The organism is Kribbella sp. NPDC003505 (genome assembly GCF_040610875.1).
Taxonomy (GTDB): Bacteria; Actinomycetota; Actinomycetes; order Propionibacteriales; family Kribbellaceae; genus Kribbella.
In genome coordinates this window covers 557,849-574,875 of sequence record NZ_JBEXNA010000006.1, presented here as the reverse complement: position 1 = coordinate 574,875, position 17,027 = coordinate 557,849, and the positions used below count along the sequence as shown (strand labels likewise).

At 70.1% G+C, this 17,027-nt stretch carries 15 protein-coding genes and 1 pseudogene; 8 read left to right on the top strand and 8 right to left on the bottom strand.

Annotated features, from left to right (window positions below):
- Positions 1–430 precede the first annotated feature (430 nt).
- A pseudogene (locus ABZX12_RS23920) lies at positions 431–607 on the top strand (transposase); the annotation flags it as partial.
- A 321-nt stretch (positions 608–928) separates the two neighbouring features.
- Here the strand turns inward: ABZX12_RS23920 and ABZX12_RS23915 are convergent.
- The gene (locus ABZX12_RS23915) at positions 929–2,308 is read right to left on the bottom strand and encodes an NAD(P)H-quinone dehydrogenase (RefSeq protein WP_355696393.1); all 1,380 of its coding nucleotides are present in this window, start codon (positions 2,306–2,308) and stop codon (positions 929–931) included.
- Positions 2,309–2,339: 31 nt separating this feature from the next.
- On the opposite strand from ABZX12_RS23915, the gene ABZX12_RS23910 reads away from it, so the two are divergent.
- Together ABZX12_RS23910 and ABZX12_RS23905 are read left to right on the top strand one after the other, a co-directional pair.
- On the top strand, positions 2,340–2,801 hold the full coding sequence (locus ABZX12_RS23910; RefSeq protein ID WP_355696391.1) for a gamma-glutamylcyclotransferase: 462 nt from the start codon (positions 2,340–2,342) through the stop codon (positions 2,799–2,801).
- A 9-nt stretch (positions 2,802–2,810) separates the two neighbouring features.
- Positions 2,811–4,460: a phospho-sugar mutase gene (locus tag ABZX12_RS23905; RefSeq protein WP_355696389.1), complete on the top strand. Its 1,650-nt coding sequence runs from the start codon at positions 2,811–2,813 to the stop codon at positions 4,458–4,460.
- A 33-nt stretch (positions 4,461–4,493) separates the two neighbouring features.
- Here ABZX12_RS23905 and ABZX12_RS23900 read toward each other — a convergent pair whose 3' ends face one another.
- From ABZX12_RS23900 to ABZX12_RS23885, 4 genes are all read right to left on the bottom strand, one after another.
- Complete coding sequence (locus ABZX12_RS23900) at positions 4,494–4,943, bottom strand: hypothetical protein (RefSeq protein WP_355696387.1); 450 nt, start codon at positions 4,941–4,943, stop codon at positions 4,494–4,496.
- A 166-nt stretch (positions 4,944–5,109) separates the two neighbouring features.
- The gene (locus ABZX12_RS23895; RefSeq protein WP_355696385.1) at positions 5,110–6,069 is read right to left on the bottom strand and encodes a neutral zinc metallopeptidase; all 960 of its coding nucleotides are present in this window, start codon (positions 6,067–6,069) and stop codon (positions 5,110–5,112) included.
- Between the two features lie 113 nt (positions 6,070–6,182).
- A complete protein-coding gene (locus ABZX12_RS23890; protein ID WP_355696383.1) occupies positions 6,183–7,079 on the bottom strand; it encodes an alpha/beta hydrolase-fold protein in 897 nt (298 codons plus the stop codon).
- A 2-nt stretch (positions 7,080–7,081) separates the two neighbouring features.
- The gene (locus ABZX12_RS23885) at positions 7,082–7,642 is read right to left on the bottom strand and encodes a PH domain-containing protein (protein ID WP_355696381.1); all 561 of its coding nucleotides are present in this window, start codon (positions 7,640–7,642) and stop codon (positions 7,082–7,084) included.
- Between the two features lie 58 nt (positions 7,643–7,700).
- Between ABZX12_RS23885 and deoC the strand changes: the two genes are divergently transcribed.
- From deoC to ABZX12_RS23865, 4 genes are read left to right on the top strand one after another with little or no spacing between them, the layout of a single operon-like run.
- Positions 7,701–8,657: a deoxyribose-phosphate aldolase gene (gene deoC / locus ABZX12_RS23880; protein ID WP_355696380.1), complete on the top strand. Its 957-nt coding sequence runs from the start codon at positions 7,701–7,703 to the stop codon at positions 8,655–8,657.
- Positions 8,658–8,662: 5 nt separating this feature from the next.
- Positions 8,663–10,099: an aldehyde dehydrogenase family protein gene (locus ABZX12_RS23875; RefSeq protein WP_355696378.1), complete on the top strand. Its 1,437-nt coding sequence runs from the start codon at positions 8,663–8,665 to the stop codon at positions 10,097–10,099.
- A complete protein-coding gene (locus ABZX12_RS23870; RefSeq protein ID WP_355696376.1) occupies positions 10,089–10,961 on the top strand; it encodes an aldehyde dehydrogenase family protein in 873 nt (290 codons plus the stop codon). Before ABZX12_RS23875 ends, ABZX12_RS23870 begins: the two co-directional genes overlap by 11 nt.
- 5 nt (positions 10,962–10,966) lie before the next feature.
- The gene (locus ABZX12_RS23865; RefSeq protein ID WP_355696374.1) at positions 10,967–11,980 is read left to right on the top strand and encodes a S66 peptidase family protein; all 1,014 of its coding nucleotides are present in this window, start codon (positions 10,967–10,969) and stop codon (positions 11,978–11,980) included.
- Positions 11,981–12,235: 255 nt separating this feature from the next.
- Here ABZX12_RS23865 and ABZX12_RS23860 read toward each other — a convergent pair whose 3' ends face one another.
- On the bottom strand, positions 12,236–12,832 hold the full coding sequence (locus tag ABZX12_RS23860) for a hypothetical protein (protein WP_355696372.1): 597 nt from the start codon (positions 12,830–12,832) through the stop codon (positions 12,236–12,238).
- 17 nt (positions 12,833–12,849) lie between these two features.
- Entirely contained in the window at positions 12,850–13,878 is a 1,029-nt protein-coding gene (locus ABZX12_RS23855; RefSeq protein WP_355696370.1) for a serine/threonine-protein kinase, read from the bottom strand.
- Between the two features lie 160 nt (positions 13,879–14,038).
- On the opposite strand from ABZX12_RS23855, the gene ABZX12_RS23850 reads away from it, so the two are divergent.
- Complete coding sequence (locus ABZX12_RS23850; RefSeq protein WP_355696368.1) at positions 14,039–14,578, top strand: RNA polymerase sigma factor; 540 nt, start codon at positions 14,039–14,041, stop codon at positions 14,576–14,578.
- Between the two features lies 1 nt (position 14,579).
- Here the strand turns inward: ABZX12_RS23850 and pepN are convergent, their stop codons facing one another.
- The gene (gene pepN, locus ABZX12_RS23845; protein ID WP_355696366.1) at positions 14,580–17,021 is read right to left on the bottom strand and encodes an aminopeptidase N; all 2,442 of its coding nucleotides are present in this window, start codon (positions 17,019–17,021) and stop codon (positions 14,580–14,582) included.
- Positions 17,022–17,027 lie beyond the last annotated feature (6 nt).

Below are 17,027 nucleotides of genomic sequence, written 5' to 3'. Positions count from 1 at the left end.
AAATCCGACCCGATCGACGCCGAAGCCGCCGCCCGCGCCGCCCTGGGCAGAGTACGCACCGGCACCCCCAAAACCCGCGACAGCCAGGTCGAGGCGCTGCGGAACCTGCGAGTCGCCCGCACCAGCGCCGTCGACCAACGCGCCGGCTGCCTGCGCCAGATCAAAGCCCTGATCGTGACCGCACCCCATGCCCTACGCGACCAGCTGCGAGGCCTCACCGCCGCCCGCCTGATCCACACCTGCCGCAACCTCAGACCCGATCCCACCCAGACCGGCATCCCCGAACAAGCCCCCGTCAAAACCGCGCTGCGTTCACCGGCCCGCCGCTACGCAACGGCCCAAGAAGACATCGCCGAACTCGACACACTCATCACCACACTGATCGAAACGATCAACCCCGCACTCCTCGACCCGCCCGGGGGTCGACCCCGGGGTCGGCCCCGAGATCGCCGGGCAACTCCTGGTCGCCGCCGGCCCCAACCCCGAACGGATCCACTCCGAAGGCGCCTTCGCGATGCTCTGCGGCACCGCCCCCATCCCCGCATCCTCAGGCCAAACACACCGCCACCGCCTCAACCGCGGCGGCGACCGCCAAGCCAACAAAGCCCCTCTACGTGATCGTCATCAACCGGCTGCGATACGACCCCGCACCCAGGCCTACACCACCAAACGCACTGCCCAGGGACTTATCCAAGAAAGACATCATCCGCCCACAGGAACTGAAGCCGCGTCAACCACCCGTCAGGCGTGGCCCTCGCGTTCGACCGCAGACCCGTACTACTTGCTGCGTTCGCACCGGACGGTCGCGCTGGTGCCAGGATGGCGTTCCCAGCCGCACTCGGTGATCGCCCGCCGGTCGTGTCGATCGGTGCCTCAGCACCAGCACCACCTGCCGTCACAACCCCGAGCTCGGCACGGTGAAGCGTTCTCAGTTTCTGAGGTGGAGTCTTCGGGCTGCTTCGGCTACTGAGCCAGAGATGGAGGGGTAGACGGTGAAGGACTGGGCGACCTGGTCGACGGTGAGGCGGGCGGCTACGGCCAGGGAGATGGGGTGGATGAGTTCGCTGGCGCGAGGGGCGACCACGACGCCGCCGACGACGATGCCGGTGTTGGGCAGGCAGAAGAGTTTGACGAAGCCGTCGCGGACGCCCTGCATCTTGGCGCGGGCGTTGTCGGCGAGCGGGACCTTGACGACCAGGGCGGTGCTTCCGCCGGCGTCGACGACCGCCTGGGTCAGGCCGACGGTGGCGATCTCGGGCGCGGTGAAGACGTTCGCCGACACCGTCGACTGGTCCAGCGGTGCGACGGCGTCGCCGAGCGCGTGCGCCATCGCGATCCGGCCCTGCATCGCGGCCACCGACGCCAGCATCAGGACGCCGGTGCAGTCGCCGGCCGCGTAGACGCCGCGAGCGGTGGTCCGCGATACCCGGTCGACCTGCACGAACCCGCCGTCGGTGAGCGACACGCCCGACTCGACGAGATTCATGTCGTCGGTGTTCGGCAGCGATCCGACCGCGAGCAGCGCGTGCGACCCCTCGACCTTCCGGCCGTCGGTCAGCGTCACCACGACCCCGTCGCCCTGCCGCTTCACCGACTCGGCCCGCGACTTGCTCAGCACGGTCAGACCGCGCCGCTTGAACACGTCCTCCAGGACGGCTGCCGCGTCGGCGTCCTCGCCCGGCAGCACCCGGTCCCGGGACGACACCAGGACGACGTCGCTCCCGAGCGCGTCGTACGCGCTGGCGAACTCGGCGCCGGTCACACCCGACCCGACCACGATCAGCCGCTCGGGCAGCTCGGAGAGCTCGTAGACCTGCTCCCAGGTCAGGATCCGCTCGCCGTCCGGCTCGGAGCCCTTCAGCACGCGAGGCCTTGCACCAGTGGCGATCAGCACCACATCGGCGTCCAGCCGCTCGTCCCCGACCACGACCTTCTCCGGACCGTCCAGCCGGCCCCGGCCCTGGATCACCCGGACCTTGTCGCGGTCCAGCCGGCGGCTGATGCCCGCCGACTGGGCGGCGGCCAGCGCCTTCACCCGTTTGTTGACGACGGACAGATCGACACGCACGGAGTTCGCCGGATCCTCGTCCCCGTCGTCCAGCCGGACGCCGAGCTCGCCGGCCTCCTCGACCTCGGTCATCACTTCCGCCGTGGCGATCAGGGTCTTGCTCGGCACCGCGTCCGTGCGCACGCCGGAACCGCCGATCCCGTCGGAATCGACGACCGTCACCTCCGCCCCTAACTGGGCGGCCGCACTGGCCGCTTCGTACCCGCCTGGACCGCCTCCGATGATCACAACTCGCGCCACGGGAGGCCATTCTTCCGTATCCTCTGATTCCGTGACCCTGTACGCCGCGTTTGCGTCGAATCTGGACCCGAACCTGATGGCCGAGCGGTGCCCGTACTCGCCCCTGCGCGGGACCGGCTGGATCACCGGCTGGCGCCTCACCTTCGGCGGCGAGGAGCTCGGTTGGGAGGGTGCGATGGCGACCGTGGTCGAGGACCCGGCCGACCCCGCCAACCAGGTCTTCGTGGCGCTGTACGACATCCACCCCAAGGACGTCGAGCGGCTCGACGAGTGGGAGTGGATCGACGAGGGCGTCTACCGCAAGATCCAGGTCCGGGTGCAGACCCTGGACGGCGAGCAGCTGGCCTGGATGTACGTGCTGAACGCGTACGAGGGGGGCCTGCCCTCGGCCCGTTACCTGGGCATCCTGGCCGAGGCCGCCGAGGCGGCCGGGGCCCCCGACGACTACGTGGCGGACCTCCGAACCCGGCCTTGTCAGTCGTCGGGTCACTAGAGTGCCCATGTGACCGATGATCTGAGGGCCGCCGCCGAAGCCTGGCTGAGCGAGGACCCCGACCCCGACACGCGCGCCGAGCTGCGGACGCTCCTGGACGCCGGGGCGCTGCCAGATTCCAAGAGCGCCGCAGAGCTGGCCGACCGGTTCGCCGGCACCCTGGAGTTCGGTACGGCGGGCCTGCGCGGCGCCGTCGGCGCCGGACCGAACCGGATGAACCGGGTCGTGGTGATCCGCGCCGCCGCCGGACTCGCCGCGTACCTGAAGTCGAAGGGCCTCACCGACGGCCCGGTCCTGGTCGGGTACGACGCCCGCCACAAGTCCGACGTCTTCGCGCAGGACACCGCCGCGGTGATCCGGGGCGCCGGCCTGGACGCCGTCCTGTTGGACCGGCCGGCCCCGACGCCGGTGGTCGCCTTCGGGATCAGGCACCTGCACGCGGTCGCCGGCGTCGTCGTGACGGCGTCCCACAACCCGCCGCAGGACAACGGCTACAAGGTCTACCTGGGGGACGGCTCGCAGATCGTGCCGCCGGCCGACGCCGAGATCGCGGCCGCCATCGCCGCGGTCGGCCCGCTGGCCGAGGTGCCGCGGGGCGACGACTGGCAGATGGCCGGTGACGACCTGCTGGACGCGTACCTGGACCGGATCGCCGAGCTGGTGCCGGCCGACGCACCGCGGGATCTGAACGTCGCCTATACGCCGCTGCACGGCGTCGGGCGGACCCTGGTCGAGGCAGCGGTCGCCCGTGCGGGGTTCGCCGTACCGCGGGTGGTCGCGTCGCAGGCAGACCCGGACCCGGACTTCCCGACCGTCTCGTTCCCGAACCCGGAGGAGCCGGGCGCGATCGACGCGGCGCTGGACCTGGCCCGCGAGATGAGCGCGGACATCGCGGTGGCGAACGACCCGGACGCCGACCGCTGCGCGGTCGCGGTCCCGGATGCTGCGGCGGACGGGGGCTGGCGGATGCTTCGCGGCGACGAGCTGGGCAGCCTCCTCGGCGAGTTCCTGCTCCCCGGATCGACCGGCGTCGCCGCGTGCTCGATCGTGTCGTCGTCGCTGCTCGGCAAGATCGCGGCCTCGTACGGCGTCCGGTACGTCGAGACGCTGACCGGGTTCAAGTGGATCGGGCGGGTGCCGGATCTGGTGTTCGGCTACGAGGAGGCGCTCGGGTACTGCGTGGACCCGGCGGCAGTGAAGGACAAGGACGGCGTGTCGACGCTGGTCAGGGTGCTGCAGCTGGCGGCGCAGGCGAAGGCGGCGGGACGCACGCTGGTCGACCTGCTGGACGATCTGGCGGTCAAGCACGGGCTGCATGCGACCGACCAGCTGTCGGTGCGGGTCGACGACCTGTCGCTGATCGCGCAGGCGATGGACCGGCTGCGCGCGACACCGCCCACGACGCTCGGGTCGTACGCCGTCGAGCGGATCGACGACCTGAGCCAGGGGTCGGAGACGCTGCCGCCGACGGACGGCCTGCGGTACACGCTGGCCGACGGCGCACGCGTGGTCGTGCGCCCGTCGGGTACGGAGCCCAAGCTGAAGTGCTACCTCGAGGTGGTCGTCCCGGTCACGACGGACGTCCCCTCGGCACGCGCTCAGGCGGCGACCGCGTTGGCAGCCGTCAAGACGGACCTGGCTGCCGCGGCAGGTATCTGACTCCGGAACACCTGGCGGGTGGTTCCGGGAGCTTCAGCGGGCGGCTGCGGCCGCTTCGGCCTGCTCGGCGCGCAGAGAGCTCTGCAGCGAGGAGTGCAGGATGCGGAGCGTGCTGGTCGACTGCATCAGCGCGTCCCGCTCGTCCGGGTTCCGGTTCGCCAGCGCGGTGATGTCGTTGATGGCGGCCTCGATCCGGGCGATCCGGTCAGCGACCGTACCCTCCTGACTGCTGGCCTTACGGATCGCGTCGGACGTGACCGTCCAGATGTCCTCCTTGTCGTTGGTCCGCCGGGACATGTCCACCATCTGGCTCAGCGCGGCGAGGTCGTGATCGACCTGGGTGCGCTCCACCGGCACGGTGATCCCCACGGTCGCCTGCCGCAGCCGGGTGACGTGCCCGGACAGCTCCGACCAGGTCGAACGCCCGCTCTTGATCTTGTCCAGCACCTTCGCGTACTCGGTGTTGAACTCGTCGTAGTTCACTGTGACTCCTGCCGTTCGAGACTCGACTCGCAAACTCTAGGGCGTGCGCACCCGAAACAAGTAACCACACGATCGCAGATCGTGCAGGTGTCGCCAAAACGAAACAGCCGCCCGGTACGCCAACGCGTACCGGGCGGCTTTGTTACGTGTTGATGCTGTCCGTCGATCAGGCGACGTACGTCGAGCTGGCGTTCCAGGTGTTGCAGTTGCCCGCGACGGTGTAGCTGTGCCGCGCGTTGAAGCCGGCAGTCACCCAGAACGCGTGGTTCTTCAGCGAACCGTGGTCCCGCACGCCGCCCGGCTGGTCGCCGCTGTTCGCGACGAGGTAGTTGTACTGCGTCATGAAACCGCCGCTGAACGGGTAGTTGCGCTTGTTCGCGCCGTCCACGGCACCGCCCAGGCAGGACGCCTGCAGCTCACGACGGCGGCTCTCCTCGAGCTGCGCGGCGTAGGTGCTGAAGGCGCGCTGACGCTGCCAGGACGCGCCCAGGATGCCGGTCAGCCACTGGACGTGGTGGCCGTACTCGTGGGACAGCGTGAAGGTGGCGTACGCCCGCGCGAACGTCGGGCTCTGCGCCCAGTAGTTGATGATCTGGTAGGCCGGGATGTAGATCCACGCCTTGCCGTTGTAACCGCAGAAGAACGCGGTGTCGGTGACGACGCCGCAGAACGAGTTGACCGTCCGGTTGTTGTGGACGACCAGCGTCGGGGCGACCTTGTACGCCGCGCCGGCCTGCTTCAGCGGCAGCGCCCAGGACCCGTAGAGGCACTTGAACAGGTTGTTCTCGTACGCGACGACACCCGAGAACGTGCGCAGGGAGACGTTGAGTTCCTTGCAGTTCGAGGTCGGGATGGCGCCGGTGGTGTACAGGCGGTTGTAGCGCACCAGGTTCAGCGTCGACGACTTCGTCGTGAGGCCGTCACCGGCCGGCGGGTTGCCGATCGCGTACGCCACGCCGTCGACCGGCGTCGGGCTGGCGGTGGCCGCAGCGGCAACCGTGGTGGTGGTGCTGGTGGTGCCGGAGGCCTGCGTGGCCTGGGCGTTCGGCATCACCACGGCGGCGAACCCGGCCAGGGCGCCGACGGTGGCCACGCCACGCAGGGTGTAACGGGAGAGGTTGACCATGAGCTCCACTCTCGATGTGTCTAGGGACCTGTCGGACCAATCCTGGAGTGCACAGGGGTTCACTCGAGGGCCGGACACGGGATCCGACGCGGCGATCCACGCCACAGTTCCGGTCACCGGCCGACTTTCTCGCCCAGGAATCGCAGCTGGTCAGGCAGCATGCGCCGCCAGTAGCCGGGAGTGTGGACGCCGGCCTGCTGCCCGCCGGCCGCCTGCAACTGTTCGCGGAGCTCCCGGGCGGCGTCGGCGAACGGATCGTCCCGCCCGCAGTCGATGCGGACGGCAACGTCCCGGAAACCGCTCGGCCGGTCGAACACCTGACTGCGCTCGAAGTCCGCGGCGTCGTCGAAGGCTCCGGGCTGTACGTCGGCGTACGTCCGCCACAGCGCCGGGCTGAGCGCACCGACCGCGACCGCACGCGCGGACGGGCCGACCCGCCGCTGCCAGTAGTGCAGGGCGACCCACAACAACGCGCCGTACCCGCCCATCGACCAGCCGAGGACGCCGAATCTGCTGGTCCGCAGGCCGCGCCTGGCCAGCAGGGGAAGGAATTCCTGGTCGAGCATGAACCCCGGATCGTTGCCGTCGGCGCGCCGGTGCCAGTAGCTGTCCCGGCCGCCGTCGACGGTCGCCAGCGCGAACGGCGGCGTCCCCGCCCGGACCGCGGCGGTCAGGTAGCGGTCGATGCCGAGGTCGTTCACCGCGGAGGTGTGATCGCCGCCGCGGCCGTGCAGGACGAGGACGACGGGCAGCTCGGCCGCCGCGTCGTACCCGTGCGGATAGAGGATGCTGTAGCCGACCTTCGTGCGACGGCCGAACGAGTCGAAGCTGCCGGACACCGCCGGGCCCGCGGGGACGTCCGGGACGACGCCGTCCGGACCGGTGAGGCCGAGCAGATCGTGCACGCGCGCCCGTCCGGGGACCACCCCGGTCTCCAGGGCGGCGACCGCGGCGACTCCCGCCACCCCTGCCGCGGCTCCGGTTCGGAGCAACGCGCGACGGGTGAGCACGCTCAGCGGACCACGGCCGCCACGACGGCGATCACGGCCAGCACCCCGAAGATCGCCAGCTCCGGCACCGCCCAGCTGTTCTGGATCTCGCCGCCGGACGTCGCGGCGTACTGCTCCTGGTGGGTCTCGATCCGGTTCACGACGAACTCGGCCTTGGAGATCGAGCTCTCCGCGTTGGCCTTGCGGCTGCCGACCCGCTGCTTGCGGAGGTCGCGCATGACCAGCTGGACGCCGGGGGCGCGGAACCGGCCGCCGTCGACGTGCACCCGGAGGATGTCGGTCACGTCGACGCCGGTCACCTTCGACCACGGGATGCGGTGGTCGCGCAGGTGGTTACGCAGCAGCACGTTCTCCGGGCTGAGGGTGACCGAGGGGCGGATCAGGCCGACGTAGGCCAGCACCATGAACATCCCGATGATCGCGGACACCATCAGGCCGGTCGTGGTCCGCCACTCCAGCAGCACGTCGAGCAGGCCGAGCGCCCCGATCACCAGCACGATGGACCCGGTGATCCGGTTCGACGCGGACAGGTACTGCTCGCTCTCGGGCGATTTCGACTTCACCCGCACAAAGTAACCGGCCCGCAGTACCGGCACTAGGATCGGCACTAGACTCCCAGGGGTGACCACACTCGACAGCGGCGTCGACACACTGGCCGACGTGACCTCGTCCGAGGATCGGCTGCGCCGGTTCCTGCTCGGGCTGCCGGGCGTCGACCAGGTCGGCGCGGAGGCCCGCGCCGCCACCCTGAGCACCCGGTCGATCAAGACCACCGCCAAGCAGTACGCGCTGGATCTGGCGATCCGGATGATCGACCTGACCACGCTCGAAGGCCAGGACACCCCCGGCAAGGTGCGGGCCCTGTGCGCCAAGGCGAAGCGGCCCGACCCGTCCGACCCGTCCACCCCGCAGGTGGCCGCGGTCTGTGTGTACCCGGACCTGGTCGCCACCGCGAAGCGGGAGCTGAACGGCTCCGGGATCAACGTCGCGAGTGTCGCCACCGCCTTCCCCAGCGGGCGATCCAGCCTCGCGATCAAGATCCAGGACACCAAGGACGCGGTCGCGGCCGGCGCCGACGAGGTCGACATGGTGATCGACCGCGGCGCCTTCCTGTCGGGCCGCTACGGCATGGTGTTCGACGAGATCGCCGCGATCCGCGAGGCGGCCGGCGACGCGCACCTGAAGGTGATCCTGGAGACCGGTGAGCTGGTCACCTACGACAACGTCCGGCGGGCGTCCTGGCTGGCGATGCTGGCCGGTGCCGACTTCATCAAGACCTCTACCGGCAAGGTGTCCCCCGCGGCCACGTTGCCGGTCACCCTGGTGATGCTGGAGGCGGTCCGCGACTACCACGAGACCACCGGCTTGCACATCGGCGTCAAGCCGGCCGGCGGGATCCGGACCGCGAAGGACGCCATCAAGTACCTGGTCACGGTCAACGAGACGGCCGGACCGGACTGGCTGGACCCGGAGCTCTTCCGTTTCGGCGCCTCCAGCCTGCTGAACGACCTGCTGATGCAACGCACCAAGCTGGCCACCGGGCACTACCCGGGCCCCGACTACTTCACCTTGGACTGACAGGCATGAGCAGATTCGAGTACGCACCGGCGCCCGAGTCGCGGGCGATCGTGGACATCAGGTCGTCGTACGGGCTGTTCGTCAACGGCCAGTTCGTCGAGGCGACCGACGGCAAGCCGTTCAAGACCGTTTCGCCGGCCTCCGAGGAGGTCCTGGCCGAGGTCAGCGAGGCGGGTCCCGCCGACGTCGACAAGGCGGTTCGCGCCGCCCGCAAGGCCTTCGACAAGGTCTGGGGCCCGATGAGCGGCCGGGACCGGGCGAAGTACCTGTTCCGGATCGCCCGGCTGATCCAGGAGCGCTCGCGCGAGCTCGCGGTGCTGGAGTCGCTGGACAACGGCAAGCCGATCCGCGAGTCCCGCGACGTCGACATCCCGTTGGTGGCCGCGCACTTCTTCTACTACGCGGGCTGGGCCGACAAGCTCGAGTACGCCGGCGTCGGCGACGACCCGCGGCCGTGGGGCGTTGCCGGTCAGGTGATCCCGTGGAACTTCCCGATGCTGATGCTGGCCTGGAAGATCGCGCCCGCGCTGGCGGCCGGCAACACCGTCGTGCTGAAGCCGGCCGAGACCACCCCGCTGACCGCGCTGGCGTTCGCGGAGATCTGTCAGCAGGCCGACCTGCCGCCGGGCGTGGTGAACATCGTCACCGGCGCCGGCCGCACCGGTCAGGCCCTGGTGGAGCACGAGGGAGTCGACAAGGTCGCGTTCACCGGCTCCACCGAGGTCGGCCGGGCGATCGCGAAGTCGGTGGCCGGCACCCGCAAGGCCGTGACTCTGGAGCTCGGCGGCAAGGCGGCGAACATCGTCTTCGAGGACGCGCCGATCGACCAGACGATCGAGGGCATCGTCAACGGCATCTTCTTCAACCAGGGCCACGTCTGCTGCGCGGGTTCGCGGCTGCTGGTCCAGGAGAGCGTGTACGACGAGGTGCTCGGCCGGCTGAAGCGCCGGATGGAGACGCTGCGGGTCGGCGACCCGCTGGACAAGAACACCGACATCGGCGCGATCAACTCCGCGGCCCAGCTGGCGAAGATCCGCGAGCTGTCGCAGATCGGCGAGGACGAGGGCGCCGAGCGCTGGTCTCCGGAGTGCGAGTTGCCGGCCAACGGCTACTGGTTCCCGCCGACGGTGTTCACCGGCGTCTCGCAGGCGCACCGGATCGCCCGCGAGGAGATCTTCGGCCCGGTGCTGTCGGTGCTGACCTTCCGCACCCCGGCCGAGGCGGTCGAGAAGGCGAACAACACCCCGTTCGGGCTGTCCGCCGGGATCTGGACCGAGAAGGGCTCCCGGATCCTCTGGATGGCCAACCAGTTGCGCGCCGGCGTCGTCTGGGCGAACACGTTCAACCGCTTCGACCCGGCGTCGCCGTTCGGCGGCTACAAGGAGTCGGGCTACGGCCGCGAGGGCGGTCGCCACGGTCTGGAGGCCTACCTTGCCCACTGAGACTCAGCGGCTCGAAGTGCGTAAGACCTACAAGCTGTACATCGGCGGCGCCTTCCCGCGCAGCGAATCCGGCCGGTCCTACGTCGTGTCCAATGCCAAGGGCAAGTTCCTCGCCAACGCGTCCCAGGCCTCCCGGAAGGATGCTCGCGACGCCGTGGTGGCGGCCCGCAAGGCGTTCGGCGGCTGGCACGCGCGGACGGCGTACAACCGCGGTCAGGTGCTGTACCGGATCGCCGAGGTGATGGAGGGCCGGCACCAGCAGTTCAGCGCCGAGGTCTCCGCGTCCGAAGGGTTGTCGATCTCCAAGGCCCGCGCGGTCGTGGACGCGGCGATCGACCGCTGGGTCTGGTACGCGGGCTGGGCCGACAAGCTCGCCCAGGTGGTCGGCTCCAGCAACCCGGTGGCCGGGCCGTACTTCGACTTCTCGTTGCCCGAGGCAACCGGTGTGGTCGCGGTGCTCGCGCCGCAGGACTCCAGTCTGCTCGGCCTGACCAGTGTGATCGCGCCCGCGATCGTGTCCGGCAACACGGTCGTCGCGGTCTCGTCGTTCGAGCGGCCGCTGCCGGCCGTCACGCTGGGCGAGGTGATGGCGACCTCCGACGTACCGGGCGGCGTGGTCAACATCCTCACCGGGTCGGCGTCCGAGATCGGGCCGTGGCTGGCGTCGCACCAGGACGTGAACGCGATCGACCTGTGCGGCATCGAGTCCGCGGACGAGGCCCGCGACCTGGAGATCGCCGCGGCCGGCAACCTGAAGCGGGTCCGCCGTCCCGCCGCGGAGGACTGGACCGCGGACCAGGGCCTGTCGCACCTCACGCAGTACCTCGAACTGAAGACCGTCTGGCACCCGATCGGAGTCTGACACCAGTGTTGAAGCCTGGGGACCGGGTCGCGATCGTCTCGCCGTCCCGCGGATTGCCGGAGATCTTTCCGGGTCCGTACGAGCTGGGGTTGCGCCGGCTGCGCGACGACTTCGGGCTGGAGCCGGTCGAGTACCCGACCACCCGGAGGCTGCAGAGCACTCCGGAGGAGCGGGCGGCGGACCTGCACGCGGCCTGGTCCGACCCGTCGATCCGCGCGGTGTTCGCGTCGATCGGCGGCGAGGACCAGATCACCGTGCTGAAGCACCTGGACCCGGCGATCTTCCAGGCCGACCCGAAGCCGTTTTTCGGCTACAGCGACAACACTAATCTGCTGAACTTCCTGTTCTCGTTGGGTTTGCCGGCCTTCCACGGCGGCAGCGTGATGGTCCAGTTCGGGCGCGGCGGCGCCATGCACCCGGACACCGAGCGCTCGCTGCGCGCGGCGATGTTCACCGGCGGCGAGTTCGAACTGACGCCTGCCGAGGGATGGACCGACCACGACCACGACTGGGCCGTCCCCGAGAACCTGGAGACCGAGCCGCCGCTGTTCCCCGGCACCGGATGGACCTGGCAGGGCTCGAAGGTCGTGAGTGGGACGCTCTGGGGCGGCTGCATCGAGATCCTCGACTGGCAACTGGCCGCCAACCGCTGGATGCTGCCGACCGAGTCGTACGGCGGCGTGCTCTTCGGCGAGACCAGCGAGGAGATGCCGTCGTCCGAGACCGTCTACCGGATCCTCCGCAACTTCGGCGAGCGCGGCCTGCTGGCGCGCTTCGACGCGGTCCTCTGGGGCCGCCCGAAGTCGAGTTCGCTGTTCCAGGAGCTGACCCCCGAGGAGTCGGTCGCCTACGTCACCGGCCAGTACCTGGCGGTCGACCGCGCGCTCGCGGAGTACAACCCGGACGCGGTGGTCGTGAAGGGCCTCGACATCGGCCACACCGACCCGATGCTCGTCCTCCCGTACGGCGGACCCGTGCGGGTCGACCCGGCCGCGCAGCGGATCACCGTCACCTACTGACCGAACCACCCCGAACCACCCCGAAGCATGGCCCGGCGCCACACGTCCGCACGAGCTGCAAACCCCTGAGCGCAACACCCGTCTGGCACACGCGCCGGTACGTCTCAGGGGTTGACCCCTCACAGGGGTGGTTGGCCCCTCGGTTTTCAAGGGGTCAACCAACCAACTCCGGGGTCAACCCCTGAGACGGCATCGCGCGCGAAGTCAAGCGGTGATCGCGGCACCGGTGCCGGCGGCGGCTCGGAGCTGCGTGGATCAGCGCACCGCGGTGCGAGTGAGGACTGGATTCGGGTCGGGATAGCAGCTGACGGGCGCGGTGGTGGTGACGAACTTCCACTTGATCTTGGCCTGCAAGGTGAGACCCGGATCGTCGTAGCTGGTGCCCTTCAGCTTGGTCTCGATGGTGGTGCGGGCACGGCCGGATTTCAGGCGGACGCTCAGCGCGGGGAGTTCGTAGCTCGCGCCGCCCGGGATCGGACCGGCGACCTTGACGACCGCGGTGTTTCCCTCGAGCTGCACGGTGGGAGTGGAGTTCAGGCCGGAGCCGCCGGTGAGGCGGGCGCTGACGTAGGACGAGTTCGCCGGGACCGGGATGCGCAGCGCGAGATCGCGGACCTCCTTCAGTTTGAAGCCCTTCACCTCGCTCGGGAGGGTCCCGGGTTGCAGGTGGACGGCGACGGTGAAGCGAGAATTGGCGGGGACCACGGCCGGCGCCTGCGCATCGACGGCCTGCCGGAGCGAGACGGTGTGCCGGCCGAACTTGGTGTCGGCGCGACAGGCATAAGTGGCGACAGGTGGCGCCGCCGGGGTCAACAAGGCAAGGGTCACCGCAATACTGCAGTAAGTAGCCATATGACTACTCTATGCAGTCACATCCCGAAGAGGAACCATCCGCCGACGCCGGCCGCGACGAACACCACGGGCAGCGCGAGGAGGAACCAGGCGCGCCGCCGGCGCCGTCGCCGGACCGGCGGGTCGGCCGCGACGGTGGTGTCGATGGCGTCGATGGCGTCGATGGCGTCGTCGGTGATCGTGGTCCGCTCGGAGGCCCGCAGCGGAGCCTCCTGCTCCAGCCGGTACGCCTCGGCCTCCAGGCGCTCGGCCAGCGTGTCCGCGCGCTCCCAGCGGTCGGTGACGCGGTAGGCCAGCGTCCGCGCGAAGATGTCGTCGAGTTGCCCAACCGACTCGTGCAGCACCGGGCGCAGGCTCGGCGGCGGCAGGTCCGGGTCACGGTTCAGCACGTCGCCGATCGAGCCCGCGGAGTACGGCGGATGGCCGGTGACGAGCGCGTACGTGACCGCGCCGACCGCGTAGATGTCCGCGCGCTCGTCGAATCCGCCGTCACCGCGGCCTTGCTCGGGCGCCATGTACGACGGCGTACCGACGGCCTGGGTGAGGCCGGACGCCTCGGCGGCCCGTTTCGCCAGGCCGAGGTCGGCGAGCACGATCCGGTGCGTGCCGCCGCCGGCCTCGTCACCCGGCCGGAGCAGCAGGTTCGCCGGGGTGACGTCGCGATGCACGACGCCCTCGCTGTGCAGGGCGGCCACCGCGCGCGCCAGGTCCGCGCCCCACCAGAGCGCGTCCACCGCGTCGAGCGGCCCGTGCTTCAGGACATCCCCGAGGGTGCCGCCGCCGACGTAGTCCATCACGAAGTACGGACGGCCGTCCGGGAGCTTGCCCAGGTCGAACACCCGGACCACGCGGTCGCTGGAGATCCGCCGCATCAGCCGCGCCTCGGACAGGAAGCGCTCGCGGACGTCGGCGCGCGACGCCCAGTTGTCCGCGAGCACCTTGACGGCGACGTCGACGTCCAGGTCGTCGTCGTACCCCCGCCAGACGGTCGCGAACGCGCCCGCGCCGATCTTGTCCCGTAACCGGTACCGCCCGATGACATCCATCCCGGCTATTGTCGGTCACAAACCAGTTCAAGAGGGGGAGCATGACGGTATTGATGCCACGCCTCCGGCGCGGCGGGTCATGGGGCTGGAACTCCCGGTCTTCCCTCGTCGCTCCGGTCGCTTCGCTCCCTGCGCTCCTCAGTCCAGACCGGGAGGCCCCATGACCGAGGGGTTGGAAGAACTCGCGGCTCGGGCTGCGGCCGGGGACCAGACGGTGCTTCCACAACTTCTTCAGGCCATCCGGCCGCAGGTGCAGCGCCGGGTGGCCAAGTTCCTGCCGTACCGGGAGGACGCCGAGGAGGCGGTCCAGGACACCCTGCTGCAGGTCGCGAACAAGGTGCACACCTTCAAGGGCACCGGGAGCTTCGCGGGCTGGGTGACGATCGTGGCCACCAACCAGGCGCGGCAGACCTACCGGTCGCTGAAGCGCCGCTCGGTCGAGCAGTCCGCCGAGGTGCTGCCGGAGTCGGTCGACCCGCGGACCACGTCCGTCATCGCCGGTTCGCGGCTGGACCTCCTCGAGGCGCTGGAGGCCCTCGAGTCGAGTCACCCGCAGCTCGTCCAGCCGCTCGTCCTGCGCGACCTCGGCGCCCTGTCGTACGCCGAGATCGCCGATGAGCTGGACGTTCCGCTCGGCACCGTGAAGGCCCGGATCCACCAGGCCCGCAAGGCCGTCGCGGAACGTCTCACCGTCCGCTGACTCAGCCGAAAGTACGCCGTACCCCGACGGCGCGGCGCAGGTCGTCGAGGAAGTCCGCGGTCTGCCGGCGGATGCCGGACACCACGGACTCGTCCGCGATCAGGGCCTCGGCCGGGGCGATCAGCTCCGGGTCGACGCTGAAGCGCGGGGCGATGCGGTGGGCGGTGAGCCCGAGGACCATGCCGGACCGAATCTCACCGGTGTGCGCGATGTCGGTGAAGTAGCGGCGCTCGTACGGCGCTGTCGCGGCGGCCTGGATCGGGTGCCAGAAACCCTCCGCCGCGGCGAGGAGTTCCTTCACGCCGACGGTCGGGTCGGTCATGATCCGCGTCCAGGCCGCCTCCTTGCCGTCGGGCAGCGCGGCGCCGCAGCGGGCCGCCTGGTTGACGCCTTCGGTGGAGCGGTCGCGCGCCAGTTCGGCGTCGATCTCCGCAGCGCCGTGGGCCCCGAGCCGCACCAGCCGCAGGACGATCGCCCAGCGCAGGTCCGCGTCGATCTCCAGCCCGTCCGGGCCGGCGGTGCCCTGCAACCAGGAGGTCAGCAGGCCGGCGTCGTCCGTGGTCGCGATCAGGCCCCGCGCGGACACCAGTTGCAGGCTGCTGCCCGGCGCGGTCCGCGCCAGCTTGTCGCGCAACGCGTCGGCCGCGACCCCGTGGTACTCGTCGTAGTCCAGGTACCGCCCGAGCAGCCGGTTCTCGAGCCACTGCACGAGCGATCCGACCGCGATATCGCTCGTCTCCTGCGGAAGCGCCGCCACGAACAACTCGAGCGCCCGCCGCGGATCCAGCTCCGCATCCGCGACCGAGTCCCGCACCGAGTTCCACACCACCGCCCGCGTGGTCCCGTCGCCGATCGTCGGCAGCACCACCGGCAGATTGGCCAGACTGGTCGCGTCGAGCCGGATCTTCGCCCAGGTGTCGTCCTCGGCGTCCGGCACGACCACGGCAGCATCATTGCCTAAGGCAACCTCGATCGAGTCCTGGTCGAGAACCACGTCGACCGGGGTCCCCGATCCGTCCGCGGCGTACCCGCCGACGCTCAGCTTGTGCAACCGCCGCGACTCGTCCGGGCTCGAACGGTGCAGTACGGCCCCGGCCGCCGTCCGCTCGGCGGAGATCGTGTCCAGCCCGGACGTCCGCAACCATTGGCCGGACCAAGCATCCAGGTCGCGTGCTCCCGCCTCGGTGAGCTTCGCGATGAACTCGGCCAGATCCGCGTTCCCGTACTCGTGCGCCTCCAGATGCGCGTTCACCCCCTTGAGGAACACGTCGTCGCCCAGGTACTTGGCGAGCTGCTTCAGCACCGCCGCGCCCTTCGCGTAGGAGATCCCGTCGAAGTCGTCGAGCGACTGCCGCGCGTCCTTCAGACTGTCCGGCGCCACGGGGTGGGTGGAGCTGGTCTGGTCCGTGTGCAGCCCCCACCACTTCCGCACGAACGCGAAGTCGGTCCAGTTGCCGGCGTAGCTGGTCGCGTCCTCCGAGACCCGGTGCGCCATGTACTCGGCGAACGACTCGTTCAGCCACATGTCGTTCCACCACTTCATCGTGACCAGGTCGCCGAACCACATGTGCGCCATCTCGTGCACGACGATCCGGGCCCGGGTGCTGCGCTCCGCCTCGGTCGCCTGCCCGCGGTACACCAGGCTGTCCGCGAACGTCACGCACCCGGGGTTCTCCATCGCACCGAGGTTGAAGTCCGGCACGAACGCCTGCCAGTACTCGCCGAACGGGTACCGCTGCCGGAACAGCCGGTGATACTCGTCGAACGCCTCGCGCGTGGTCCGGAACAGGTCCTCCGCGTCGCGCTCGAGGTGTTCCTTCAACGACTGCCGGCAGGCGAGGCCGAGCGGGATGCCGTCGTGCTCGGAGCGGATCTGGTGGTACGGCCCGGCCACGACCGTGACGAAGTACGTCGACAGCGGCTTGGTCTCGGCGAGCCCCCACTCACCGGGCGCGGTGCGGGTGGCGGCGCCGTTCCCGAGGACCACCCAGTCCTCGGGGCACTTCACGGTCACCGTGTACGGCGCTTTGAGGTCGGGCTGGTCGAAGCACGGGAAGTACCGCGGCGCCGACTCGAGTGAGGACATGCCGTACGTGTAGACGCGGCCGTCCGCGGCGTCGACGGACCGGACGAGGCCCTCGCCGTCGGCGGAGTACTTCATCTCGGCGGTGACCACGAGCTCGTTCTCGGCCTGGAGGTCGCTCAACGGATACCGGCCGCCGTCCAGCAGCAGCGGGTCCAGGACCTGCCCGTTGAGCTCGACGCCGAGCAGCCGCTCGGGTTTCACGTCCACCCAACTGCCGGCGCTCGTCGCCCCGAACCGGATCCGGCTGGTCGTCACGAACGTGTCCCCGGCACCGGTCAGGTCGAACGCGATCTCGTACGACCGCAGGGCCAGGTCTGCCGCCCGTTGCCGGGCCTCTTCAACTGTCAGCGCGCGCATGCACAG

What these genes read in the sequence shown, in the direction of transcription:
- ABZX12_RS23895 (WP_355696385.1), bottom strand. Translation starts at nt 6,069, where the DNA reads ATGGTCAACCTCTCCCGTTACACCCTGCGTGGCGTGGCCACCGTCGGC.
- ABZX12_RS23875 (WP_355696378.1), top strand. Translation starts at nt 8,663, where the DNA reads ATGAGCAGATTCGAGTACGCACCGGCGCCCGAGTCGCGGGCGATCGTG.
- ABZX12_RS23860 (WP_355696372.1), bottom strand. Translation starts at nt 12,832, where the DNA reads ATGGCTACTTACTGCAGTATTGCGGTGACCCTTGCCTTGTTGACCCCG.
- ABZX12_RS23855 (WP_355696370.1), bottom strand. Translation starts at nt 13,878, where the DNA reads ATGGATGTCATCGGGCGGTACCGGTTACGGGACAAGATCGGCGCGGGC.
- ABZX12_RS23850 (WP_355696368.1), top strand. Translation starts at nt 14,039, where the DNA reads ATGACCGAGGGGTTGGAAGAACTCGCGGCTCGGGCTGCGGCCGGGGAC.
- pepN (WP_355696366.1), bottom strand. Translation starts at nt 17,021, where the DNA reads ATGCGCGCGCTGACAGTTGAAGAGGCCCGGCAACGGGCGGCAGACCTG.